Source organism: Desulfosporosinus shakirovi, assembly GCF_020595055.1.
In the GTDB taxonomy this organism is placed as follows: Bacteria; Bacillota; Desulfitobacteriia; order Desulfitobacteriales; family Desulfitobacteriaceae; genus Desulfosporosinus; species Desulfosporosinus shakirovi.
Genome location: NZ_JAJDOO010000001.1, coordinates 81882 through 106761, shown reverse-complemented (window position 1 = coordinate 106761; position 24880 = coordinate 81882). Strand labels below are relative to the sequence as shown.

Sequence of the window (24880 nt, the reverse complement as noted above, 5' to 3'; positions counted from 1 at the left end):
GTTTTTTGTTCTGTATAAGTCAAAATTAAAGGAGGTTTCAATATGAATGAATTAAAACGTACTCCTCTTTATGAAGAACATTTGGTTGCAAAGGCTAAACTAATTGATTTTGGCGGATGGGAAATGCCTGTTCAGTATGCTGGTGTCATTGATGAACATCATACTGTTCGCACAAAGGCGGGTCTTTTTGATGTCTCACATATGGGTGAGATTGATGTTCGCGGGGAAGATGCTTTGGCTTTTGTCCAAATCCTGATTACCAACGATGTAAGTAAGCTTGAGGATGGAAAAATCCTCTATTCTCCTATGTGTTATCCAAATGGTGGAATAGTTGATGATTTGCTGGTATATCGCTATAATTCACAACACTTTTTTATTGTCGTTAATGCCTCTAATGCTGATAAGGATTATGCCTGGATTACTGAACAAGCTAAAAATTTCAATGTGATTGCGGAGAACTTATCCGAGCAGTATGCTCAACTTGCGTTACAAGGTCCTATGGCTGAAACTTTTTTACAACGTATTACGAACATTAATCTTTCACATATAAAATATTATAGTTTTACTCATGGAGAAATTGACGGGGTTAGCTGTCTTATCTCCAGAACCGGTTATACCGGAGAGGATGGATTTGAAATCTATGTTGCTCCTGAATATGGACGACAATTATGGCGAAAAATATTAGAAATTGGAGCTAATGACGGTGTAAAGCCGATTGGACTGGGAGCCCGCGACACATTGCGATTTGAAGCTCGCCTTCCTCTATACGGGAATGAGCTAGGCGCGGAAATCACTCCGCTTGAAGCAGGACTTGGAATTTTTGTGAAATTGGATAAAGCAGATTTTATTGGCAAGGAAGTACTTCGAGCTCAAAAAGAACAAGGAATACCGCGCAAGTTGGTAGGACTTGAAATGATTGATCGTGGAATTGCCCGATCTCATTATCCTTTACAAAAAGACGGACAAGAAATTGGCTTTATCACTTCAGGGTCATTTTCCCCAACTTTAAACAAAAATATCGCACTAGGTCTAATCCGCGCAGATTTAGCTATTCAAGGGGAAATTCTTGATGTAATGATTCGCGGAAAAGCTGTTAAAGCTAAGATCATTCCTTCCTTATTTTATAAACGTGATAATAAAGCAGGACACTTAGCGAAGGAATCTGGTGCAATGTCCGAAAAATTAAGTGCGAAATAAAGAAGGTGAGGTTATTAGATAACTGTTCAAGTTGATATGTCAGCGGATGCTCATATTTTCCATGGGTAAGATAATTAAAGACTATGAGGAGGATGATTTTAATGAATCCAGTAGAGTTAAAGTATAATAAAGAACATGAGTATGCTAAGGTTGAAGGGAATATCGTGACGTTTGGGATTACAGATCATGCCCAGGAAAGCCTCGGGGATGTAGTGTTTGTAGAGCTTCCTGATATAGGAACGACAGTAACAGCTGGGAAATCATACGGTACAGTGGAATCTGTAAAAGCGGTTTCCGATATTATGGCCTCAGTTAGCGGAAGAGTTGTGGAAGTCAATACTCAGGTTATGGATTCACCCGATTTACTCAACTCTGAACCCTATGGGGAAGGCTGGCTGATCAAAGTCGAAGCCGAAGATTTATCCTCTCTCGACGGTTTGATGACAGCTGCCGAATATGAAGCGTTTTTGGCACAGGAGGAACATTAGAATGCACTTTATACCGAATACGGACAGCCAAAACCAACGGCTCTTAGCCCGTATCGGGGTTAAGTCGGTTGAAGAGCTGTTTGCAGATATTCCAAAAGAAGTCCGCTTGCAACGTCCTTTGGCTATTAACGGAGGAATGTCGGAGCAGGAATTGGTCAAACATGTCAAAGGTCTGGCAAATCTTAATCAAACCGTAGAAGGGTATAGCTCTTATCTCGGAGCCGGGGCCTATGAACATTATATTCCGAGTTTTATTGACCAATTGCTGCTGCGTTCAGAATTTTACACTGCCTATACGCCTTATCAACCAGAGATTAGTCAGGGGACCCTTCAGGCAATTTATGAATATCAGACCTTAGTCTGTGAATTAACCGGTATGGATGTGACTAATGCATCTATGTACGATGGTGCATCGGCCTTAGCGGAAGCAGCACTGATGACCTGTGACGCAACTCGGCGGAAAAAAGTGCTAGTATTGCAAACCGTACACCCTGAATATCGTGAGGTTTTAAGAACCTATCTTCCGCCCCGCGGAGTAGAGCTTGTTGAGATTCCTTTCAAGGATGGGGTCTTGGATCAAGCGGCTTTGGAAGCGTCACTCCAAGAGGACATCGCAGGCGTGCTTGTTCAGAATCCGAATTTTTTTGGTAGTATTGAAAGAGCAGAAGAAATTGTACAGCTAGCTCATGTCAAAGGGGCTCTAGTAGTCATGTCAGTTAACCCGGTTTCTTTAGGCTTACTAAAGTCCCCGGGAGAATGCGGAGCCGATATTGCGGTTGGCGAAGGACAGCCCTTCGGTAATGCTCTAAATTATGGAGGCCCATATTTAGGATTTTTGTCTTGTCGGGACAAGTTCGTCCGCAGAATGCCTGGTCGGATTGTAGGAGCAACCACGGATAAAAATGGCAATAAAGGATATGTCTTAACTCTTCAGGCTCGCGAACAGCATATTCGGCGAGAAAAAGCTACCTCAAACATATGCTCCAATGAAGCACTTTGTGCGCTGGCCTTTACGATGCATTTGAGTGCTCTGGGAAAAATAGGAGTTAAAGAATTGGCCTATCTAAATTTGCAGAATGCCCATTATGCTGCGCAGGAGATTGCCAAAATCCCCGGAATGAGTTTGGCTTTCTCAAGCCCGTTCTTTCATGAATTCGTGATTAAGTCTAAGATTGTACCAGCTAAAATCAACTCAGCGCTCTTAGAAGATCAGATAATCGGCGGGCTTGATTTGGCTCGTTTTTACCCAGAGCTTGACCATCATCTCCTCTTCTGTGTGACTGAAACGAAGTCTAAAGCTGATATTGACCGGCTCGTGGCCAGATTGGGGGCAATCCAATGAACGTAATAGAACCACTTATTTTTGATCTTAGTGCCAATGGGCGAAGCGCGGTCAGTTTACCTATGTGTGATGTTCCGGAAGTTTCTATCGAAACGCTCATTCCAAGCGATTTGTTACGTGAACAGGAGCCATCACTTCCGGAACTTTCCGAAGTGGATGTGGTGCGCCACTTTACACATCTTTCAACTTTTAATCATGGAGTAGACACCGGATTTTATCCACTTGGGTCGTGTACGATGAAGTATAATCCGAAGGTTAATGAGATGTTGGCTCGTCTCTCTGGTTTCACTGCTCTTCATCCATATCAGCCTGAGTCGATGACTCAAGGGGCCTTGCAGCTCATGGCTGAACTGCAAGAGGACCTCTGTGAATTAACGGGGATGAATGGATTTACTCTCCAACCGGCTGCTGGAGCTCATGGTGAAATGACTGGAATTCTGATCATCAAAGCGTATCATGATCATCGTCAGGACACTAAACGCAAAAAAGTGATTGTTCCGGATTCAGCTCATGGAACGAATCCTGCAACGGCTGCAATGGCTGGATATGAAATTATACAAATTCCCTCTAATGACCGTGGCGGGGTTGACATAGAAGCTTTGAAAAAGGTCCTTAGTGACGAAGTTGCTGCACTAATGCTGACAAATCCTAATACAGTGGGGCTCTTTGATGAGAATATTTTAGAGATTACTAAGTTGGTTCATGATGCAGGCGGTCTATTGTATTATGATGGAGCGAATACAAATGCTGTGATGGGTATTGCCCGCCCGGGAGATATGGGTTTTGATGTTGTCCATCTTAACTTACATAAGACATTTGCCACGCCTCACGGTGGTGGAGGGCCAGGGTCTGGACCGGTTGGAGTTAAGGATTTTTTGATGCCGTTTCTTCCCAAACCTATGGTAGTTCGAAGTGAGGAGGGAACGTTCACTCTTCAAGAAGATATGCCACTATCGATTGGTAGGGTGCGCTCGTTTTATGCGAACTTCTCGGTAGTTGTCAGGGCTTATGCCTACATTCGAAGTTTGGGCGGGGAAGGGTTGAGGGCAGCCTCGGAAAGTGCCGTGTTAAACGCCAACTATCTGATGAGTGTTCTAAAAGAGCATTACTTCTTACCGTATGATCGCATATGTATGCACGAATTTATTATTAATCCGAAAAACCTTAAATCAACTGGAGTGCATACCTTAGATATCGCCAAACGTTTATTGGATTATGGCTATCACCCCCCAACTATCTATTTCCCAATTATTGTTGAAGAGGCAATGATGATTGAGCCGACGGAAACCGAAAGCATTGAAACGCTGGATGAATTTGCTCAGGTCCTTATCAAGATCGCTGAGGAAGCCCAAACTAATGCGGATCTTGTTAAGAATGCGCCCTACACTACGCTAGTGACACGATTAGATGAAGTAGGCGCAGTACGGAAGCCTAACTTGCGGTGGCGCAAAGAGTCATAAGAGTATGAAGGTATTAAATAAGGTGGGGAATTACAGGGATCAATTCCTGATTCCCTGTTACGGGGATAACACAGAATATAAATTTTATTTTGTGTTATCCTCTTTTTCTCTCTTTTTACAACTCTATTACATCTTTTTGCCTTCTATTTGTTAAAATGATGTGAGAGTGGTGAAATAATGGCGAATATAATGGTTGTTGAAGACGAAACGGCAATTGCCGATTTGATACTGATGAATTTAAAGCCAGTGGGATATACTGGTTTTCATGTCAGTGACGGTGATGAAGTCATGGACTGCATTAAGGTGCAAAATCCGGATTTAATAATCTTAGACGTTATGTTGCCAGGAAAAGACGTCTTCGATCTGATGAAAGAAATTGAACCCCTTGGAATTCCTGTCATTTTTCTGACGGCCAAGGAGGAATTAACGGATAAAATTGCGGGGCTTAAGCTTGGCGCGGATGATTATATGGCCCACGAAATGAGAACCCCTATTACAGCCATAATGGGTTACGGTGAATTTCTGAAATGTGCTAATTGCAGTCAAGAAGAGAGTCTTAAAGCTATTGATTATATTATTTATCAAAGCGAAAGAATGAAAAACATGACGGTTCAAGCTAATGGATTTAGCATGCCTCAACCACGGGAATATTCAGTTTCAAACTATTGATTTTGAGAAAATAATAGAAAACGTTGAACAGACGTTGAGGCAAGACATTCATGAAAAGAAAATCCAGATTAAAAAGGGCTTGCCAAGAACGGAATTACAGGGGGATAAAGATTTGCTGGAATCCCTTATCTTAAACATTATGGAAAACGCAGTTAGAGCCTTGGCGCTCGACGGTAAAATCGAAGTAAAAACCTATGGTGGCGAAAAAGAATTGATTCTTTCTATTTCCGATAACGGCATGGGAATGAAAGAAGGCGAGCTGGGAAAAGTTCTTGAGCCCTTCTATTGGGTGGACAAATCAAGGTCAAGGGTTTATGGAGGTGCCGGGTTAGGTTTGGCTTTGAGCAAGCAGATTTGCGATTTACACCACGCCGAAATGAACATGTCTTCTAAACTCGAGATGGGCACAAAGGTGGAGATCAAATTTACAACTCTTTTACAATCTGTTGATAATTCTGAAATATGAAAGGTCTATAATAAGCGTGTAAGAAAGCTTACATAACAAAAATTGAGGAGTTGAACGATTTATGAAAAAAGGGCAAAAAATGATTTTAGCTTGTGCCGCAACATTGGCAATTGGTGCGGGGGCCGTGATAGGTAACGGTTATCTGGTACCCAAGGTTATTGCGGCGGATACGAATCAAAATGTGCCAGTTATTGAGACCGATGGGGTTCCTGTTCAGGCGGAAGCTAAACCTTCGCCCATAGTCTTAATCGATTCAAAAGGTCAGACCGTATTGAGTGCGCAAAAAAACAGGACAATTGATTTGGAAGAGTTTAAAAAGGTTGAAGAAATGACGGGACTTGAATATAAGAAATATCTTCTTTCTATGACCGAAGCGGAAAGAGAAAGCTATTCCAAGAAATTAGCAGAAAGCGGCTATGACTTAAACTTTAAAAACATTAAGCCTGCATTTGTTGACGGAACGCCGTCAGAAAATGATATGACGGAAGAAGTAGCAGTCAAAATCGCCAAGAGTGCCGTTGTGGAAAAATACGCCCTAACGGATGAAACCCTATCCGGATTTTCGATTGACTCAGCTTTTAACGTTGTGAATCCCGACCAACCTGAGTGGAGTATTACTTTATATCCAACAAATCAAGACGATTATTCCGAAATCGGAACGTATCACATCACTGTAAAATCTCCATCCGGCGAGATCGTTAAAATCCTGTGGGCGGCGGACGCAGTAGGTTGACGCTATCATGTGAAAACGCGGGATCTGCATTATGGAGAAATATAATAGAAAATGAGTTCAATCCATAACAAGTAAAAGCCACGATACACATTAATGTGTATTGTGGCTTTTTTATTCTAGTCAGACTCCCATGCAGCTACGAGGTATAACTGATAGAAAACATTACTTCTGAAAGGTTTGAACACAGAACACATTAGAATAAAGTCAACAATCTGAACAACTAGCAGGATTTACGATAAAAAAGTTGAATATAAAAAAGGCTGAGCGTAACATATAATAATATTATCTTATTAATTTCAGGAATGGGGTGATCGCATGCAAATCGAAGTATTACCGAGTACAGGTTCTCCGAGGATTCCGTACTTAGAAGATAGATTAGTCATCGTGATTGATGTACTGAGGGCGACAAGCACAATAGTCACAGCTTTAGCTAATGGTTGCCAAGCTATTATTCCGGTTCTCACGGCAGAAGAAGCCTTGGAAACACGTTTAACCCTTCCTGGATCATTATTAGGAGGAGAGCGAGATTCACTGATTATTGAAGGATTTGATTTAGGGAATTCTCCTTTTGACTATGTTCCTGAAAAAGTGGGGGGCAGAAGAGTCATTATGACGACAACTAACGGTACTCGAGCTATACGTGATTCTATTGCTGCACCCATGATCTGGATGGCTTCTTTTATAAACATGCAGAGCATTATTTTAGCTGTGCTAAGAGAATTCGAAAATAAAAATAGACTTAAGGGGATAGTAGTTTTTTGTGCAGGTACAGAAGAACGTTTTGATCTTCCGGACACGCTCTGTGCAGGAATGTTTGTTGATGCCTTAGGGCCGGATGTTTTGCTAAACGACTTGGGTGAAGCCGCGCGTATACTGTATCGCAGTTCGAAGAATCATCTTGCAGATAAAATTCGCGATTCAGTTCACGGAAGAAAACTTATTTCTCTAGGATTTGAGCGTGACTTAGTTTATTGTTCTACTCCAAACATGTTACCGATAGTTCCTGTGGTTCAAAATGGTGAAATTGTTTGGTTGACGGGGGAATAACAGATATAAATAATTCCATTCTTCCCTACTCTTTTATATGGATATCCGTTTAAATTATATGAATAAACTATAATTTGTCGTAATGATTCGAAATAGAGTATAATAACAGAAATGTTAATTGTGAACTTGAAAGTCAGGTTTTTTCTGTTTCGCACGGTGGCATACTATTAGATAGGGAGGGATGTACTCAATGGAAACTTTCAAAGTCCCCGTTGGTATTTCTAATCGTCACATTCATTTATCTCAGGAGCATATTGAAGCGCTATTTGGAGTGGGGTACTCTTTAACAAAGATGAAAGATCTGAGTCAGCCTGGCCAATATGCCTGTGAAGAGACGGTTACTCTCATTGGACCAAAAGGCAAAATATCGGGAGTCAGGGTCTTAGGACCTGCTAGGAAAGCTTCTCAAGTAGAGCTTACGGGAACGGATACCTTTAAAGTTGGTTTAAAACCTCCGGTTCGAGATTCTGGTAAGCTTGAAGGATCACCAGGCATTGATGTCGAAGGCCCAAAGGGACGTATCCATATGGATCAAGGTGTTATTATTGCAGCTCGCCATCTCCACATGACTCCAGAAGATGCTAAGAAATATTCGTTGAAAGACGGACAACATATCCGTGCCATTGTACAGGGTCCTCGAGGTGGAGTGTTAGATCAGGTACTGGTTCGCGTTAATCCCGAGTACGCTCTCGATTTACATGTAGATACGGATGAGGGTAATGCATTTGGCTTGGCAAATGGTCAACAACTTGAGGTTTATTTGAACTAGAATAGGGACTTCCTAAATATTTTTTATCTTGGCAGTGAGGTAATAGAACTGGTACGAGTAAGAAACTCTTATAATCAGAATTGAAGATGCGGTTTGAAAGTTCTTAGAATAAAATAATAACCTTTTAAAAAGGCTATAATAATCACTTCATAAAAGTGTCTATTATAGCCTTTTATTTTTGCATTTCATCAAAATTAAAAAAAGTTATACATATATGTGTAACGAAGTTATACTATTCTTTAAGGGTTTATTTCGTAAGTCTCGATCCATTAATTGTTTAGACACCCACTCTGAAAGTGGGCGTTTTATACACTATTTATAAAATTTGTTGATCAGTGTAAATTTTTAGGACGTGGGAACACTAAATATAGATGTTTTAACGTGAGGTGGATAACATGGCCGTTCCAAATGAAGAAGATAAATTGACCGTGAAACCTTCAGCAAACAAAGAAAGCTCAGATCTCGTAAATGAGCAGGAGTTGGCTGGGTTAAGACATCAGGTTGTTTTATTGGCAGAGACTCTGGAAAAAATGAGATTAGCCGAATATATCGGGTATTTGAATCGTCCAGGACGCATGCTTTGGTTTAATTTCCTGGTTGGTCTCATTCGAGGATTGGGAACAGCGCTTGGGGCTGGGCTACTCGCAGGATTTGCTTATTTTCTGTTAAAAAGGATAGTGGTCTTGAATCTACCGGTTATTGGAGGGTTTATTGCAGAACTTAGTAAATATGTTAATCAGCCCTAGATAGGATTAGGAGGCGAGTTTAATTGAAAAAGCAAATGCATTACGATAAACTGATCAAAACGCTTCGTGATGAAAGAGCTGAGATAATGGAAACTGCGGCAGAACTATTTAGCGGGGATATGAAAGATTCTTTAGGTGAATTGTCCCTCGTGGACAATCATCCAGCAGATGTTGGAACAGAAGTATATCAGCGGTCTCGTGATGTCGCAGAGCATGATCGGTTAAACCATAGAATCGGAGCAATTGATGGCGCTTTAGAACGTTTTGAAAAAGGGGAATATGCAAAGTGTGAACATTGCGGTCAAAAGATTCCGTATGAACGACTCGAGGTACTGCCATATACTACGGTATGTGCTGAATGCAGTCGCGAAGAAGAGAAGGAAGAGCAACATTCATTACATCGTGATCCAGTAGAAAATGAAATCTTGAATCGTCCCTTTTCCAGAACCGTTAATGACGGTACGGATCGGGTGGAGTTTGATGGTGAAGATTCTTGGCAGGCGGTCGCGCGTTATGGAACCTCGGATTCCCTTCAAGATTTAGGTACTAATAGAGATATCTCAGATCCAAACAATCTTTATGAAGACTCAGATGAAACGATTGGGGCAGTTGAGTATATTGAAACCATTGAAACCCAGAGAGAACCAGAAGGACGAGTAAATACTATTCATTATAGCAAAGAGCATGGACGAACTTAGGATTAAAGCATATGAGAGCACACTTTACGAGGATGAGTGTTCCTATGGGTCCGCTCCCTTGGAGATAGCGTTCCTTCAGGCGTTAAGTAGTTTAAAGAGATTGCGTCCACGGCGATAGTGTCCCCCGGACACTATCGTACCGGAACACAGTAGACGAAACTATCATGTTCGTACATCTTGGGCCAGTAGGTATCTTTTAAGATAGAGGCTTAAGTCGGTATGTAGCCCTGGCGCATCCGACACGAACTCCATTGCAGTCCACTTGCGCTCATTGACGAAATGCAATGTATTTTGTCTTTATATGTCCACTCATGATTAGTTTGCCCCACTTTGAGCCCTGTGTTAAGATTAGGGGAAAGAGGGAGGTTGGACGGTTGGTGGTTTGGCTTACAATCATCGGGGTATGGGGTATTGATCGTTATATAAAATTTTTAGTTCAGACAAACTTTATTCCTGGCGAGACGCTGAAAGTTATCCCTAAAGTTTTTCATTTGACATATGTCCTTAATCCAGGCGCGGCGTTTGGTCTGATGGCCGGCCAAACCTGGATTTTTATTGTTACTGCAGTCCTGGTAATTAGTGGGATAATTTATGGGCAGTTTCGTATTCCGCGTAAGGAAAGGATTACACGATTGGCGTTAGGAATAATCGGAGGGGGAGCACTGGGGAACCTGTATGACAGGCTCGTCATCGGACGAGTTGTAGATTATCTTGATTTTCAGATTTGGCCTTATGTATTTAATTTCGCAGACAGTATGATTGTCATAGGAGTGGGGTTACTGATGCTCGCTATTTATCGGGATGAAAAAAAAACTCCAAGTAAATCAGAGTTCGACGTATCCAATAAGTGAACTGTTTAGAGAAAGGTACATCGAAAAACTATAAATCAATGTATTGGCGGTTATAAAAGTGGAAAAAGAGTTTACAAAATCTACCATTGAGTCTGAAATTGAGGACCTTGATTTTGAATTTGATGAGCAAGCATCCTTTAGCGAGGAAGCCTTGCCTGCAGGGTCAGGCATTTCAGTTGAAGAGAAAGTTATTGAGCTTCCTGCAGGAATACGTTTGGACCTTGGAGTAACTGAAATTTTAGGGAAGAGCAGGTCTTTCGTTCAAGGACTCATTACTCAAGAGTGTATTAGGGTTAACGGGTTACCTAAAAAGGCAAATTATAAAGTTCGCACAGGGGATAAGATTGAAGTGATGATCCCTGCTCCAAGAGAGTCAACGGCTGAACCTGAAAATATCCCCCTTGAGATCCTTTACGAGGATGAGGATGTTTTGGTTGTGAATAAACCTCAGGGAATGGTTGTCCACCCTGCTCCGGGTGCCTGGACAGGAACGATGGTTAATGCCTTGTTATTTCATTGTGAGAACCTTTCAGGAATTAACGGAGTTTTACGTCCTGGTATCGTACATCGTATTGATAAAGATACATCGGGGATTTTGGTGGTTGCTAAGAACGATACAGCCCACCAAGGGCTGGCTGCGCAACTTAAAGCGCATACGATGGAGCGGAAATACTTAGCACTGGTTCACGGGGTCATGCTTGAACCCTCTGGGACCGTTGATGCGCCGATTGGACGTGATCCATCAGATCGTAAACGTATGGCTGTGATAATGCATCATTCCAAACTAGCTGTGACACATTATACTGTTTTAGAACGTTTTAGTGAGACTTCATATTTGGAAGTTCGTTTAGAGACCGGTAGAACTCATCAGATCCGTGTGCATATGGCCTATATTAAGCATCCGGTTCTGGGGGATCCTGTATATGGACCCAAACGAAATTTTAATGGGCTTAAAGGACAAATGCTCCATGCCGCGCACTTAGGTTTTGTTCATCCGTGCAGCGGGGCACGGATGAAGTTCGAAGCCCCTGTACCTAAAAGTTTTTCAGTTCTCATTGAAAAATTACGCATCACCCAATCATCTCATTGACTTTTGATCAATCCTAAAGTAAACTTAGTGACAAGTGTTATGGCCTTTAATGAAGTCCCGAGAGGCTTGGGAAGGCAGACGGAAATGTGAGAGAACTGTCTGCTTTTCAGACGGTTTTTTTGTTGCATTTTTTTAGATCTGCAGAGCGAAGATGTCCCAGGGAGAAAGGAGTTAGTGGCCTTGGAAGGAACAATTAAAAGTAAAATTTTAGATGCGGATGGAATTCGCAGGGCGGTAACTCGCATTGCTCATGAAATTGTAGAAAAGAATAAAGGAACTGATAAACTTGTCTTGGTAGGGATTCGTCGCAGAGGGGTGCCGCTGGCAGAACGGATTCAAAAGTATATTGAAGAATTCGAGGGGGTAAAAGTACCTTTGGGAATTCTGGATATTACTCTTTATCGCGATGACTTAAGTACTATCGATATCCATCCAGTCGTTCATGAAACGGATATTCCGGTAAGTATTGAAGGCAAAGCAGTGATTCTGATTGATGATGTACTCTATACCGGACGGACGGCGCGTGCGGCTTTGGATGCAACGATGGATATTGGAAGACCTGAACGAATTCAGCTAGCCGTGCTTGTGGATCGAGGACACCGAGAATTGCCTATTCGAGCAGATTATGTTGGGAAGAACCTGCCCACTTCGCGACGAGAAGTCGTAGCTGTACGGCTCAAGGAAGTGGATGGGGAGGAAGACATACTTCTTCTGGAACGAGATGATATTAATATAAAATAAACCAACGTTACCCTTTAAATGTTATCCAGAGAGATGACCAAGGGGCGAGCGGATATAGGTTATGCCTATGTTTAAATCCTCTCCCTCTCTACGGGACGAGGATTTTTATGTTTTAGGGATGTAAGGCGAGGGATAATCACAAATTCATTAGAGATAATAAGAGATGGAAAAAATTAGGGAGGTTTACTGATGAAATGGCAGCGTAAAGACATTCTGGCGATTGAAGATATGAGTGTGGAGGAAATTCGACATATTCTGCATACTGCGAAGGTGATGAAAGAAATTCTGATGCGCCCAATTAAGAAATTGCCTACATTAAAAGGAAAATCGGTAGTTAATCTATTCTATGAAGCAAGTACACGGACTCGAACCTCCTTCGAAATGGCTGCCAAGGTATTAGGGGCGGATACGACAAGTATAGCTGTTGCTCAGAGCAGTGTAAGTAAGGGCGAAAGCTTATATGATACCGCTAAGACCATTCAGGCGATGCGCGCTGATGTGGTAATTCTGCGCCATCCCAGTTCAGGGTCTGCCAAATTTTTAGCGGATATCCTCGATCCTGCGGTGATCAATGCTGGAGATGGGCAGCATGCCCATCCAACTCAAGCGCTATTAGATATTTTTACGATGCAGGAGAATCTTGGGGAATTAGAAGGAAAGAACGTCGTCATCGTTGGGGACGTATTGCATTCCAGGGTAGCTCGCAGTAATGCTTGGTGCCTTCAAAAAATGGGAGTCAATGTGACTTTTGCAGGCCCTCCAACTTTAGTTCCTGCCGAAATGGAGGGCCTCGGAGTTAAAATAACTCATGATCTGGACAGCGCTTTACCAGGAGCGGATATTGTCATGGCTCTTCGTCTCCAACTTGAACGGCAGAAAAGCGGGCTATTTCCCAGCCTGCGTGAGTACAGCCATCTCTATGGATTGACGACAGAGCGTCTTAAGAAAACCGGAAAACAGAGCATTGTATTACACCCTGGACCGATGAACCGAGGCGTAGAAATCTCGGATGACGTAGCAAACAGTGTAGATGCTCTAATTGAGCGTCAAGTCACGAACGGCGTGGCGATTCGTATGGCGCTAATTTATTTACTGATAGGAGGGTCTAGCAATGTGGTGGCTTAAAGACGTCTGGGTTATAGATCCAAGTCAAAAAATTTCAGCTCCCCGGGATGTTCTCGTTAAAGGTGGGCAAGTTTTAGAAATTTCATCTTCATTGACAGAAAAGGAAGTTTTAGAAAAAGCTCAGGGTGAATCACTGGAGACGATAAACGGGAAAGGTAAATTTCTTTTCCCGGGGCTGATAGATGTACACACTCATTTACGTGAACCAGGACAAGAAGATAAAGAAGATATTTTGTGTGGATCACGAGCTGCAGTACGAGGCGGGTTTACGACGATTATGGCGATGGCTAACACCCAACCGCCGATTGATAATCGGGCTTTGATTGAATTCATATGCAGACAGGGAGAACGTGCCGGATATGCTCATGTACTGCCGATAGGGACGGTTACTAAAGGAATGCTGGGTACCGAACTGGTCGAGATGGCAGATATGAAAGAGGGTGGAGCCGTTGCCTTTTCCGATGACGGCAAAAATATTCAGAACTCGGAAGTGATGCGGCTTGCTTTGGAATATGCTAAACTCACTGGATTTCCGATTATCAGTCATTGCGAGGATAAAGATTTAGCTGGAGAAGGTTTGATGCGCCGTGGAGTTGCTTCCGGTCGGATGGGGTTAAGAGGAATTCCAGCCAGTGCAGAAAGCGTGATCGTTGCCAGGGATTTAATTCTAGCTGAGGAAACTGGCGGGAAACTTCATTTGGCCCATATTTCGACGACGGAGAGTGTAGAGTTAATTCGAAAAGCTAAAGCGCGAGGGGTTGATGTCACGGCAGAAGTCAATCCTCACCATCTAATTTTCTGTGATGAAGAGATAGGTATCACTGATACAGCTCTTAAGGTTAATCCTCCACTGGGTTCCAGAGGAGATCGCGAAGCCCTTATTGAAGGACTTAGAGATGGAACTATAGACATGATTGCCACCGACCATGCCCCACACACTCAGGCAGAAAAAGCGCGTCCATTTGCGGAAGCGCCCTTTGGAATTGCTAGCTTAGAGACTGCATTAAGTGCGGTATGGCAGTATTTAGTCTTACCAGGACGCATGTCCTTAGATCGGGTGATTGAGGCCTGGAGCGATACTCCAGCGCAGAGATTTGGTCTGCCCGGGGGATCATTAAAGCCTGGGGCTTCGGCAGATATGGTGCTCTTTGATCCGGATTTCTCGGAGGTGATTGAGCCAGCTAAACTGGTTTCAAAAGCGCGCAATACTCCGTTCTTGGGGAAAACTATGCAAGGATTTCCGGTGATGGTCTGGGTAGAAGGCAGGCTTGTACAGAGAGATAGAACGGTTATTTAGTGCGCTTAAACGTCTTTGATAAGAATATCAATAGAGTGTTTAGATAGAGCGTGGGTAAAGTGTTTAGAATTAAGTGCTAGGTGCTTGGTTAGTGTTAGCTAAAAGAATGTGCGAATGAAGACTACGCGGAGAGAGGAAGTGTCGAAGGTGGCTTATCTCGTTTTCAAGGATGGGACAACCTTTGAGGGAAAAGAGTTTGGGGAATGGTCGAAGAGTTCTGCACAGCTGAAAGAGCAGGAAGTTGTCTTCAATACGTCTATGAGTGGCTATCAAGAAATGGTCACGGATTTATCTTATGCCGGTCAGATACTGGTCTTAACTCAACCTCTAATCGGAAACTATGGCTGGCACCATGAAGAAAATGAAGCAGATAAAACTCGCTTGCAGGGACTTATCGTTCGAGAACTTTCTGAAGGTGAGGGGAGTCTGCATGGTGAGGGGTCTTTAGAGGATTATTGCCAACAGCATGGGGTTCAAGGCTTAAAGGGTGTAGATACACGGGCTTTGACCAGGTATTTAAGGCAATTTGGAACACTGCCCGGCTTATTAGTTCAAACGCAAGAGGCGGGAGTAGAGTACTGGGCTAATTCCCAAAGGAAAATAGAGGACAAAAGTGAACACTGGGTCTATCGGTCAACGGTAAAAGAAGCTTATGAAATTCCTGGATCTGGGCACTTAATCGCGGTATTGGATTTTGGAGTGAAACGAAATATTATTCGCAACCTGCAGAAGAGAGAGTTCCGAATCATGGTATTCCCCGCCAGGTCAACGGCTGAAGAAATTCTAAGACATCGGCCAAGCGGATTGGTTTTAAGCAATGGTCCCGGAGATCCGGAAGAATTGTCTGAAGGAATTGCCATGGTGCGCAAGTTGTATGATAAGTTGCCGGTCTTGGGTATCTGCTTAGGGCATCAACTCTTGGCCTTGGCCGCAGGCGGAAAAACCTATAAACTTCCCTATGGGCATCGCGGGGGAAATCATCCGGTCATAGATATTCGTTCAGGAAAAGCAACTATGACCTCCCAAAACCATGGCTATGCAGTGGAGGAAGCATCTTTGACAGGGTCCGGTTTTGAAGTCACCTTGCGCAATCTTAATGATGGAACCGTAGAAGGGATGGAGCACTTAACTTATCCTGTTCTGTCCGTACAATTTCATCCGGAAGGCGCTCCGGGACCAGAGGAAAACGCGGAAATTTTCGACCATTTCAAGGATGTTGTCTTGAGAAGTTCGACACAAAAAGGGAGACGATAAGCATGCCCAGGAAAGAGTGGAAAAAGGTTCTGGTAATTGGATCTGGCCCCATAGTAATTGGGCAGGCGGCTGAGTTTGACTACGCCGGCACGCAGGCCTGTAGGGCTTTGCGCGAAGAAGGGGTAGAGGTCATTCTGGTAAATTCCAATCCTGCCACGATTATGACCGATCGAGAAACTGCAGATAGAGTTTATATAGAACCATTGACAGTGGAATCCGTGGAACGGATTATTGAGCGGGAGCGGCCGGACGGGTTGATCCCTACAATGGGAGGGCAAACCGGGCTGAACTTGGCCTATCAGCTTGCTAAAAGAGGGGTTTTGGAGCGTTGTGAGGTCACCTTGATGGGAACCTCTCTTAAAAGCATTGATCAAGCAGAAGACCGAGAGAGCTTTCGGGCCTTGATGAAAGAGCTGGGTGAACCAATTCCGGAAAGCATGATTGTATCCCATGTTGAAGATGCGCTAATATTCGCCGATAAAACTGGATACCCTCTTATTGTACGACCAGCCTTTACCTTAGGTGGAACCGGCGGAGGAATTGTCCAAAACGTTGCTGAACTTAAGCAAATTGCACAAAGTGGTTTGCAGGCAAGTCTTATCAGTCAGATTCTCGTAGAACGGAGTGTGGCTGGTTGGAAGGAAGTTGAGTTTGAAGTCTTACGTGATGGAGTCGGAAACTGTATCACGATTTGCCATATGGAAAACATGGATCCGGTAGGAATACATACGGGGGACAGTATTGTTGTTGCACCCTGTCAGACCTTGACGGATCGAGAGGTTCAAACCCTGCGCAGTGCGTCTCTGCGAATTGTAAATGGCTTGGGTATTGAAGGGGGATGTAATGTCCAATTTGCACTCCATCCCTCAAGAATGGAATATGTCGTGATCGAGGTCAATCCCCGTTTAAGCCGTTCCAGTGCCCTGGCTTCTAAAGCGACAGGGTATCCGATCGCTAAGGTCGCAGCTAAAATAGCTTTAGGTTATGCACTGACAGAACTTAAAAATGCGGTTACAGGAAAAACATCAGCTTGTTTTGAACCGGCTCTAGACTATGTAGTAGTTAAGTTCCCACGCTGGCCTTTTGATAAATTTACGGATGCTGACCGTCATTTAGGAACCCAGATGAAGGCAACCGGTGAAGTCATGGGTATCGGTCGGAACTTAGAAACTGCCCTGCTTAAAGCCATCCGTTCTCTCGATATAAAAGTGTATGGGGTCCGTTTGTTCGAGCTTGAGCGTCTTTCAGATGCCGAACTTAAAACTGCCTGCCTAGAACCCGATGATCGGCAGCTATTCGTTTTTGCCGAGTGCTTAAAACGCGGCTGGACGGTGGAGTGGCTGGTTCAAGAGACAGGCTGGAATCGCTACTATTTGAATATACTCAAACGCTTAGTCGATGAGACAACGTCCATAGCAAACACGCCTTGGGATGAACAGGCATTGCTCTGTGTCAAACGGCTTGGATTCTCAGATCAAGAGATTGCTTCCCTCTGGAAGAGTACCGAAGAAGAAGTACATCAGTTTAGAATGAAGCATAGCATTCGACCCGTTTTTAAAATGGTCGATACCTGTGCAGGAGAGTTTGAAGCGACGACACCTTACTTTTATTCCAGCTATGACGTTGAGGATGAAGGGGAAGTTCATAAGCTGCCCAAAGTAGTTGTCTTAGGGTCAGGCTCGATCCGAATTGGGCAGGGTATAGAATTCGATTATTGCTCCGTACATGCCGTGCTGGCCTTGAGAAAAGCGGGCTTCGAAAGTATTATTATTAATAACAATCCTGAGACGGTTTCCACAGATTTTGACACAGCTGATCGGCTCTATTTCGAGCCCTTGACCTTAGAGGATGTTTCAGAGATTTTAGACAAAGAAAAGCCCGATGGTGTAGTCGTTCAATTTGGCGGGCAGACAGCAATAGGTTTAGCAAGCGGACTGGCAAGTCGCGGATATAAGATTTTAGGTACGACGGTTGAAGACATTGACCGGGCAGAGGAGCGCGGAACCTTTGATCGTGTTCTGCAAGAACTTGGAGCAAAGCGACCACGCGGAGGCGGGGCAACGAATATGGAGCAAGTGCAACGTATTGCCCAAGAGATAGGGTTTCCTTTGGTGGTTCGCCCTTCCTATGTTTTAGGTGGACGGGCTATGGACATTGTGTATGAAGAGAAGGAATTAGAGCCTGTTATCAAGCGTGCCTTGTCCGCATCCTCAGATCAGGAGATCTGGATGGACCAATATCTGCTCGGAACTGAGGTAGAGGTTGATGCCATCTCGGATGGAGAAAACGTCTTTATCCCCGGAATTATGGAACATTTAGAGCGGGCCGGCGTTCATTCCGGAGATTCTATCGCGGTCTATCCGCCTCAAACACTGGACATAAGTATGCAAGACCGTATCATTGCTTTAACAGAATCGTTAGCACGATCCTTAAAAATCAAAGGGTTACTGAATATCCAATATGTTATTTATTACAAGGAACTCTTTGTCCTGGAAGTTAACCCGCGCTCAAGTCGTACGGTTCCCTTTTTGAGTAAAGTCACTGGAATCCCGATCGTAGACTGGGCGACCCAAGTAATCTTAGGCAGGAAATGGGAAGACATAGGGATCCCTCTCGGCCTCTGGCCAATTGGTAATCGGGTTGCCGTTAAGGCACCTGTGTTTTCCTTCTCTAAGCTTCAACGGGTCGAACCGTCCTTAGGTCCTGAGATGAAATCGACTGGTGAAGTGATGGGAATGGACAGGACCTATGAAAAGGCTCTCTACAAAGCTCTGCTAGGAGCGGGACTCTCCTTTACAACTTACGGTTCTGTGTTGATAACCTTGGCAGATCGTGATAAAGCGGAAGGGGTGGCTCTTGCTCGGCGGTTCGCTGAAATTGGGTTCCGCATCTTAGCGACAGAAGGCACAACTCGTTATCTAAAGTGTGAGGGAATAAGGGTTGAAACGATTGCTAAGTTGCATGACGGCTCAAATGAAATTATTGATGGCATCCGCAAACAAAAGATTCAATATGTCCTTAATACAACTACCCATGGTCGAGCACAGGCAAGTGACGGTTTCGCGATCCGAAGAGCAGCCGTGGAACATGGAATTCCTTGCTTTACAAGCTTAGATACCGCTGCAGCCTTGCTCCAAGTGATCGAAAGTATTTCGCCGGGTCTTTTGCCGTTGTAGATTAGGACAACAGAAGGAGGTTTGCCATGCTTACCGAAGGTCAGGTAGTTGTTCACGAAAGCTTGGGGGATGAGGAGCAAAGACTCAGGAGATTGGTACTGAAGGGACCGATCGCCCGAACTGCGCATGCAGGGCAATTCGTTGCGATCCAAGTTCAAGATTCATCCATCTCCTCATTTGATCCCTTATTGCGGCGACCCATTAGTATAGCCGGAATCTCTTCTGAACGCGACGAAATTACTTTGCTCTACCGGATTCAAGGTCGGGGAACCGAAATTCTGGCGAGAGCAAAGTGTGGAGAGAGACTAAGTGTTATGGGTCCCTTAGGAAAGGGCTTTTCTTTACCGGAAAAAGGGGAGTTGTGGTTGGTTGCCGGTGGAATTGGGATATTCCCGCTTTATCCTTTAGCTCAAAGCGCGCTGGCTCAGGGTTTGACAGTACGTTTGTTTTGGGGAGGAGAAAACAAGTCCTTTCTAGAGAGTGCTGGTCTTTCTTCATGGAAAGCCCTGGGTATTCCTCTGCACCTGAGTACGCTTGACGGAAGTCTTGGGCAGACGGGCCTCGTGACTGAACAGGCCCAAGAGCTATTAAAGAAGTCTTCTGCGAGCGGAGGCCAGATTAGGGCGGCTACGTGCGGTCCAAAGAAGATGATGCAGGCCGCGACAGAGCTGTTTAAAAACTATAAAGTATCTGTGGAGGTTTCGCTGGAAGAACGTATGGGTTGCGCAGTTGGAGCCTGTTTGGGGTGTGTTTGCACCTTAGTCGATGAAGCTGGTGTGTTGATTCATAGAAAAGTATGTCAGGACGGGCCGGTTTTTCGGGGGGAGGAGGTTGTCTGGAATGAGTCCTGTTAATTTATCAACTCAGTTTGCAGGTATAAAGTTAAGAAATCCAATCCTGACTTGTTCCGGTACCTATGGGTTTGGAGAGGAGTATGTAGCCTACTGTCCGCTGGAGGCCTTAGGGGGAATAACCCTAAAGGGGATTACTCCCTTGCCTCGCCTGGGAAACCCTGTTCCCCGGCTGGCGGAAACACCGGCAGGGTTACTAAATGCTGTCGGGTTGGAAAACCCAGGGCTGGAGGAATTCCTAAAATCCTATCTGCCTAAGGTTCGGAAACTGCCTACTGCGGCGATTGCTAATATTTCTGGTTTTTCCCTGGAGGATTATGTGCTATTGGCTCGAGCGTTACAAAAGGATTCTGGATTAGCTGCGCTGGAGGTGAACATTTCCTGCCCTAATGTTAAACATGGCGGGATGCATTTTGGCACGGATCCTCAGAGCGCGCAAGAAGTGATTGCGGCAGTGAAGGCCGTAACCGACCTCCCAGTTATTGCCAAGCTCTCGCCCAACGTCACAGATATTGTGGGGATGGCGCGCGCGGTCCAACTTGGCGGAGCAGATGCTCTATCTCTCATCAATACATTGTTAGGGATGCATATTGATATAAATCAACAACGTCCTGTCTTAGCCAATACGTTTGGAGGACTTTCAGGGCCGGCCATTCGACCAGTTGCAGTGCGAATGGTTTGGCAAGTCTTTCAAGCCGTTGATTTACCGATCATTGGAATGGGCGGAATTACTACATGGCAGGATGCTGTGGAATTTATGCTGGCTGGGGCGACGGCTGTAAGTATTGGTACAGGGAATTTTGTCAATCCTCTGGTCCCCTTGGAGATTCTACAGGGAATCCAAGACTATTGTGAAAAACGCGGACTTGCGTCTGTGCATGATTTAGTGGGATTAGCGCATAGAGCTTAGATTAAATAAGTATAATTTTAGAAAACATATGTTTAACTTTGAATTACAGTATAATTGAGGCCAGTCTTTGAGCTGCGGAAGTTGGAAATGGAGGGTTATCGTGTGGAAGTGATATCTAATAATCAGCGCGTCATGGTCGCCCTGGATGTTCAAGGGCGTGAGGAAGCGTTAGCCATAGCTGGGACACTTCAAGGCAGAGGGTGTTGGCTTAAAGTAGGGTTGGAACTGTACGCGTATACTGGGCCGGCAATGATCCACGAATTGAAAGCTATGGGTTTCCCCATCTTTCTGGACTTGAAGCTTCACGATATACCTACAACGGTGGAACGAGCGATACGAGGATTCGTTCAATGCGGAGTTGACATGATCAATGTCCATTGCAGCGGTGGATATGACATGATGGCAAGGGCTGCCAGCGCTGTACAAGAAGAAGGAAGTAAGCTGGGAAGTGTCCCCAAGGTGATCGGAGTTACAGTTCTGACCAGTATGTCGGAAAATCAATTCAGACTAGAAATGGGGGTTCAGCGGAACCTTCGTGAGCATGTTGTTGAACTGGCGAAACTAGCAGAGAAGGCAGGGCTGGATGGAGTGGTCGCTTCAGCTAGGGAGGCGAGGGATATTAGGAAAAACACAAAAGCGAATTTTTTGATTGTCACACCGGGAATTCGTCCTGCTTGGAGTGAAGCGCAGGATCAAGCTCGGGTACTTACACCAACTGAGGCCTTGGTAGCCGGAAGTTCGTATCTTGTCGTTGGGAGACCCATTACCCGTTCTAAGGATCCTCGTCAAGCCTTAGAGCGACTTTGGGAATAATTGAATAGCAGGTTGAGTTAGGAATTTGCTTGCCAGAGTTCAGAATGTAGTACAGGTGAAGATTAAGGTACAGTAGAAAAAGGAGAGATTAAGAAATAATGGCGCAACTATCAAACAATAATAAGATGCCACTCACACCGGATGAGTACCTGGATATATTTAGAAAAAGTGAAGCGCTGCTCGATGGACATTTCATTTTAACCTCAGGTAAACACAGTGCTCAATATATGCAGTGTGCTCAAGTACTCCAATATCCGGATCGAGCAGCAATTCTTGCCGAAGGCCTGGCCTCTCAATTTCGGGACATGGGCGTCCAAACTGTCATAGGACCAGCAACAGGAGGGATCTTGGTGGCGCATGAAGTCGCCAAGGCCTTAGGAGTCCGCTCTCTGTTTACAGAGAGGGAAAACGGAATTATGCGTTTGCGCAGAGGTTTTACGATTTCTCCAGGGGAACGTGTTTTGGTGGTGGAAGATGTAATTACAACTGGTGGATCCGTTCGTGAGGTATTGACAGTAGTCCAAGAATTTGGAGCCACGGCGGTAGGTGTCGGGGTGCTTGTTGATCGTACAGGAGGTCAAGTTGATTTTGGGTTGCCGCAGTGCTCCATTATTCAGTTGAACATCCAAGCTTTCGAAGTTCAGGAATGCCCACTGTGTGCAAAAGGTACTCCAGCTGTAAAACCAGGAAGTAGAAAAATTTAATTGTAAGTTAAAATAAAGCAAGGAACAGGCCGGAAGTAATATTCCAACTGTTCCTTATCTGTCCATCCGATAGTTATTGCTTAGCTTAATAGAATCCCAGTTTAATTAAGCAGTGGGATACTTGAATTGTAACATTTGAGAATCGGGCATTGTTGGCTCGATTTCAGATGGCAAATAAGGTTGACCGTACTTGAGGTTGCGTTCGCCAGTCGTGTTTTTACTTTCTGTGATCGAAGGTTGTTGGAATGAAACAGGGTTAGAAAAGTATTTAATAACTGTCGAGGTGGAAATCCCGTAAATTAGGTGTTGAATTAGGGCCATATAGTGGCCTTTAGTAGAATAAGGCTTAATACTAAACAGATCCATTCTGTTTCCCAAATTATGCAGTCCTACCCAGGCTAATAAACTTATGAATGTGCCTTTAATAATAACTAAATCTTTCCCTGTTTTCTGAAGAAGTCCAGCAATTATTGACCCAATACCTGCCCCTACGGTTAAGTGCATTATCTCCCCGAACAGTGTATTTTTGAGTCTATTGCTGCGCAAGGGATGGATAACCATTGAAGATGCAATTTTCCCGAACAACAGCCTTTTCCCTAATAACACATTAAACAATTCCATGACAATTGCCCCTAATAATCCACCGAAAAGCCCGATAATAATAGGCTCTTTCATAGAGTTATTCTTCTTAAATTGGTGCAGACCGTTAACTGTTCTATTGAACCAATTGGAGTACATTTATAATTCGACCTCCTTTAACTTAGATCCTGTTTTCATATATTGCCCCAATGTGTCCGATATAATTATAAAATCCATACTTTTGGAACTCGTAAATTAGCAAGTTTTTACATCCACTAGTATCTAAAAGCGAGACAGTTTGATATACTTTATTTTATATGAAATTGATGAAGGGAGTCGATCATGAAAAAGGTAATCTTATTTGTGGTAGACTCCCTTCATCCTTCTGTTTTGGGCAGGATCCTTTCGGAAGGAAATGCCCCTGCGTTTCGTTTTTTGGTTAAACATGGGACCTGCATAGACAGGGTTATCTCCTCCTTTCCCACGATGACTCCGGTTGCTACGAGTTCCATGATCACAGGAACTTGGCCTAATCAGCATGGAGTTCCTGGGTTTATCTGGTATAATGAGGAGATAAGGAAGATCGTGGATTACGGAGCTACTTGGCAAAGCATCCTAAAGATTGGTTTAGAGAAAGTTCTTCGCAACTTATTACTTAGTCTCAATGAAGATCACCTGAATACCAAAACCTCAACCTTGTATGAAGAACTGGAAGCAGGCGGTTACAGTACAGGGAATATTAATTTTTTTATGCATCGAGCGAGACACACTTACCTAGCGAAAGTTCCATTTTCATTGGCCTTAGGGACTGGGTTTCGTCTCAATCGAGAAGATGTTACGGGTCCCTCGCACTTAACCTTAGGTCAGCTTATCCATCCCCCTTTCTTCGGAAGGGCAGGAGCCTATCCGAGAGGGCCTTTTCATCGCTTTGGTTTTAATGATACCTTTTCCGGGACAATTGCGGCACAACTTGTACGAGAACGACAACAGCCTGATTTCATGGTTGTTTACTTTCCGGATAATGATAAATATTCACACCAACATGGCCCTTTGCGCTCGGGGTTTTCTATTGAGTATGCAGACCAACAAGTGGCATCGGTCCTAGATGAGTTCGGTACTTGGGATAAAGCATTAGAGGAAAACGTAATTATTGTCACGGGAGACCATGCCCAATCAACTGTTGGCTTAGGAAAAGAGTACCTGATTGATTTAGATAGTGCCTTAAAGTCGTTTAAGCGATTAAAAGCTACGGAAGAAGCAAGCGGAGAAGATAATAGGTATGAGATTGCCATTTGTCCAAATGAGCGGATGGCTTTTATTTACATTCTGCAGAGAAAAGATGATCTTTTGCCAGAGGTAGTGGGTATCTTGGCAAAAGATCCACGCAACGCTCAAATTAGCTGGAAAGTCTCTGAAAATAAATTTTTCGTTGTTCAAGGCGGGACAGAAAAACAACTTTCCTTTTCTCGCAGGGGTCCTTTTCGAGATGTTTACGGTCAAACCTGGTCCTATGAAGGGGACTTATCTGTGGTTGATGCTCGAGTATTAAGCGAACAAATTATTGAATTCGGGAAGTTTCCGGATGCCTTTAATCGTTTACTATCAGCCCTTGAGGCGCGAGGTGGAAGCCGAATTGCCGTTTCAGCGGTCCTGGGGTATGAATATTTTGCCGTCGGGGCACCTATTCACCCTGGAGGAGGGAGCCATGGGTCACTAGAGGAAGAAGATTCGACGGTGCCGATGATCGTTGCGGGCATGCCGGTTGAATTTGACCACGCGAGAATTATTGATCTGTACCCTATGATTCTTAATCATTTTGGATTAGGATCCAAGATATAGTACAGCGTCTTGCAATCCTTGGCGGCGTTCTAATC

24 protein-coding genes are annotated in these 24880 nt (G+C 44.1%); 23 read left to right on the top strand and 1 reads right to left on the bottom strand.

All coding sequences use genetic code 11. The annotated features are described in order from the left end of the window. Positions 1-42: 42 nt before the first annotated feature. The 22 genes from gcvT (at position 43) to pyrE (ending at position 22427) form a co-directional block, all read left to right on the top strand. The gene (gene gcvT / locus LJE72_RS00550; protein ID WP_229245341.1) at positions 43-1197 is read left to right on the top strand and encodes a glycine cleavage system aminomethyltransferase GcvT; all 1155 of its coding nucleotides are present in this window, start codon (positions 43-45) and stop codon (positions 1195-1197) included. Between the two features lie 101 nt (positions 1198-1298). Further along, the gene (gene gcvH / locus LJE72_RS00545; protein WP_229245340.1) at positions 1299-1685 is read left to right on the top strand and encodes a glycine cleavage system protein GcvH; all 387 of its coding nucleotides are present in this window, start codon (positions 1299-1301) and stop codon (positions 1683-1685) included. Position 1686: 1 nt separating this feature from the next. Further along, a complete protein-coding gene (gene gcvPA, locus LJE72_RS00540; protein WP_229245339.1) occupies positions 1687-3027 on the top strand; it encodes an aminomethyl-transferring glycine dehydrogenase subunit GcvPA in 1341 nt (446 codons plus the stop codon). Then, entirely contained in the window at positions 3024-4487 is a 1464-nt protein-coding gene (gene gcvPB / locus LJE72_RS00535; protein WP_229245338.1) for an aminomethyl-transferring glycine dehydrogenase subunit GcvPB, read from the top strand. The genes gcvPA and gcvPB overlap by 4 nt, the downstream gene beginning before the upstream one ends. Before the next feature lie 177 nt (positions 4488-4664). Continuing rightward, a complete protein-coding gene (locus LJE72_RS00530) occupies positions 4665-5156 on the top strand; it encodes a response regulator (protein ID WP_229245337.1) in 492 nt (163 codons plus the stop codon). Next, on the top strand, positions 5107-5622 hold the full coding sequence (locus LJE72_RS00525; RefSeq protein ID WP_229245336.1) for a sensor histidine kinase: 516 nt from the start codon (positions 5107-5109) through the stop codon (positions 5620-5622). The genes LJE72_RS00530 and LJE72_RS00525 overlap by 50 nt, the downstream gene beginning before the upstream one ends. Positions 5623-5683: 61 nt before the next feature. Then, entirely contained in the window at positions 5684-6355 is a 672-nt protein-coding gene (locus tag LJE72_RS00520; RefSeq protein ID WP_229245335.1) for a hypothetical protein, read from the top strand. A 315-nt stretch (positions 6356-6670) separates the two neighbouring features. After that, positions 6671-7402 (top strand): 2-phosphosulfolactate phosphatase, encoded by a 732-nt coding sequence (locus LJE72_RS00515; protein ID WP_073028311.1) that lies wholly within the window; start codon positions 6671-6673, stop codon positions 7400-7402. 190 nt (positions 7403-7592) lie between these two features. After that, a complete protein-coding gene (pduL, locus tag LJE72_RS00510; protein ID WP_073028310.1) occupies positions 7593-8171 on the top strand; it encodes a phosphate propanoyltransferase in 579 nt (192 codons plus the stop codon). Positions 8172-8566: 395 nt separating this feature from the next. Continuing rightward, complete coding sequence (locus LJE72_RS00505; RefSeq protein ID WP_229245334.1) at positions 8567-8917, top strand: DUF5665 domain-containing protein; 351 nt, start codon at positions 8567-8569, stop codon at positions 8915-8917. Between the two features lie 35 nt (positions 8918-8952). Then, positions 8953-9615 carry a TraR/DksA C4-type zinc finger protein gene (locus LJE72_RS00500; RefSeq protein WP_396390157.1) on the top strand — a complete coding sequence of 221 codons (663 nt, stop codon included), beginning with the start codon at positions 8953-8955 and terminating at the stop codon, positions 9613-9615. 374 nt (positions 9616-9989) lie between these two features. Next, the gene (gene lspA, locus LJE72_RS00495) at positions 9990-10466 is read left to right on the top strand and encodes a signal peptidase II (protein ID WP_229245332.1); all 477 of its coding nucleotides are present in this window, start codon (positions 9990-9992) and stop codon (positions 10464-10466) included. Between the two features lie 52 nt (positions 10467-10518). Then, positions 10519-11556: an RluA family pseudouridine synthase gene (locus LJE72_RS00490; RefSeq protein ID WP_396390155.1), complete on the top strand. Its 1038-nt coding sequence runs from the start codon at positions 10519-10521 to the stop codon at positions 11554-11556. A gap of 180 nt (positions 11557-11736) precedes the next feature. Continuing rightward, positions 11737-12297: a bifunctional pyr operon transcriptional regulator/uracil phosphoribosyltransferase PyrR gene (gene pyrR / locus LJE72_RS00485; RefSeq protein WP_073028856.1), complete on the top strand. Its 561-nt coding sequence runs from the start codon at positions 11737-11739 to the stop codon at positions 12295-12297. 189 nt (positions 12298-12486) lie between these two features. Continuing rightward, positions 12487-13422 (top strand): aspartate carbamoyltransferase catalytic subunit, encoded by a 936-nt coding sequence (locus LJE72_RS00480; RefSeq protein WP_229245331.1) that lies wholly within the window; start codon positions 12487-12489, stop codon positions 13420-13422. After that, complete coding sequence (locus tag LJE72_RS00475) at positions 13409-14719, top strand: dihydroorotase (RefSeq protein WP_229245330.1); 1311 nt, start codon at positions 13409-13411, stop codon at positions 14717-14719. Before LJE72_RS00480 ends, LJE72_RS00475 begins: the two co-directional genes overlap by 14 nt. Before the next feature lie 147 nt (positions 14720-14866). Next, positions 14867-15973: a glutamine-hydrolyzing carbamoyl-phosphate synthase small subunit gene (gene carA / locus LJE72_RS00470; protein WP_229245329.1), complete on the top strand. Its 1107-nt coding sequence runs from the start codon at positions 14867-14869 to the stop codon at positions 15971-15973. Positions 15974-15975: 2 nt separating this feature from the next. After that, positions 15976-19149: a carbamoyl-phosphate synthase large subunit gene (carB, locus tag LJE72_RS00465; RefSeq protein ID WP_229245328.1), complete on the top strand. Its 3174-nt coding sequence runs from the start codon at positions 15976-15978 to the stop codon at positions 19147-19149. A 26-nt stretch (positions 19150-19175) separates the two neighbouring features. Further along, positions 19176-20003, top strand: coding sequence for a dihydroorotate dehydrogenase electron transfer subunit (locus LJE72_RS00460; RefSeq protein WP_229245327.1), 828 nt, complete (start codon positions 19176-19178; stop codon positions 20001-20003). After that, the gene (locus LJE72_RS00455; protein ID WP_229245326.1) at positions 19990-20910 is read left to right on the top strand and encodes a dihydroorotate dehydrogenase; all 921 of its coding nucleotides are present in this window, start codon (positions 19990-19992) and stop codon (positions 20908-20910) included. Before LJE72_RS00460 ends, LJE72_RS00455 begins: the two co-directional genes overlap by 14 nt. Before the next feature lie 87 nt (positions 20911-20997). Next, entirely contained in the window at positions 20998-21723 is a 726-nt protein-coding gene (pyrF, locus tag LJE72_RS00450; protein WP_396389961.1) for an orotidine-5'-phosphate decarboxylase, read from the top strand. Positions 21724-21821: 98 nt separating this feature from the next. After that, entirely contained in the window at positions 21822-22427 is a 606-nt protein-coding gene (gene pyrE / locus LJE72_RS00445; protein WP_229245325.1) for an orotate phosphoribosyltransferase, read from the top strand. 105 nt (positions 22428-22532) lie between these two features. On the opposite strand, the gene LJE72_RS00440 is transcribed toward pyrE, so the two are convergent. Continuing rightward, positions 22533-23165, bottom strand: coding sequence for a DUF6789 family protein (locus LJE72_RS00440; RefSeq protein ID WP_229245324.1), 633 nt, complete (start codon positions 23163-23165; stop codon positions 22533-22535). A 183-nt stretch (positions 23166-23348) separates the two neighbouring features. Between LJE72_RS00440 and LJE72_RS00435 the strand changes: the two genes are divergently transcribed. After that, complete coding sequence (locus tag LJE72_RS00435) at positions 23349-24845, top strand: alkaline phosphatase family protein (RefSeq protein WP_229245323.1); 1497 nt, start codon at positions 23349-23351, stop codon at positions 24843-24845. The last annotated feature ends 35 nt before the right edge of the window (positions 24846-24880 follow it).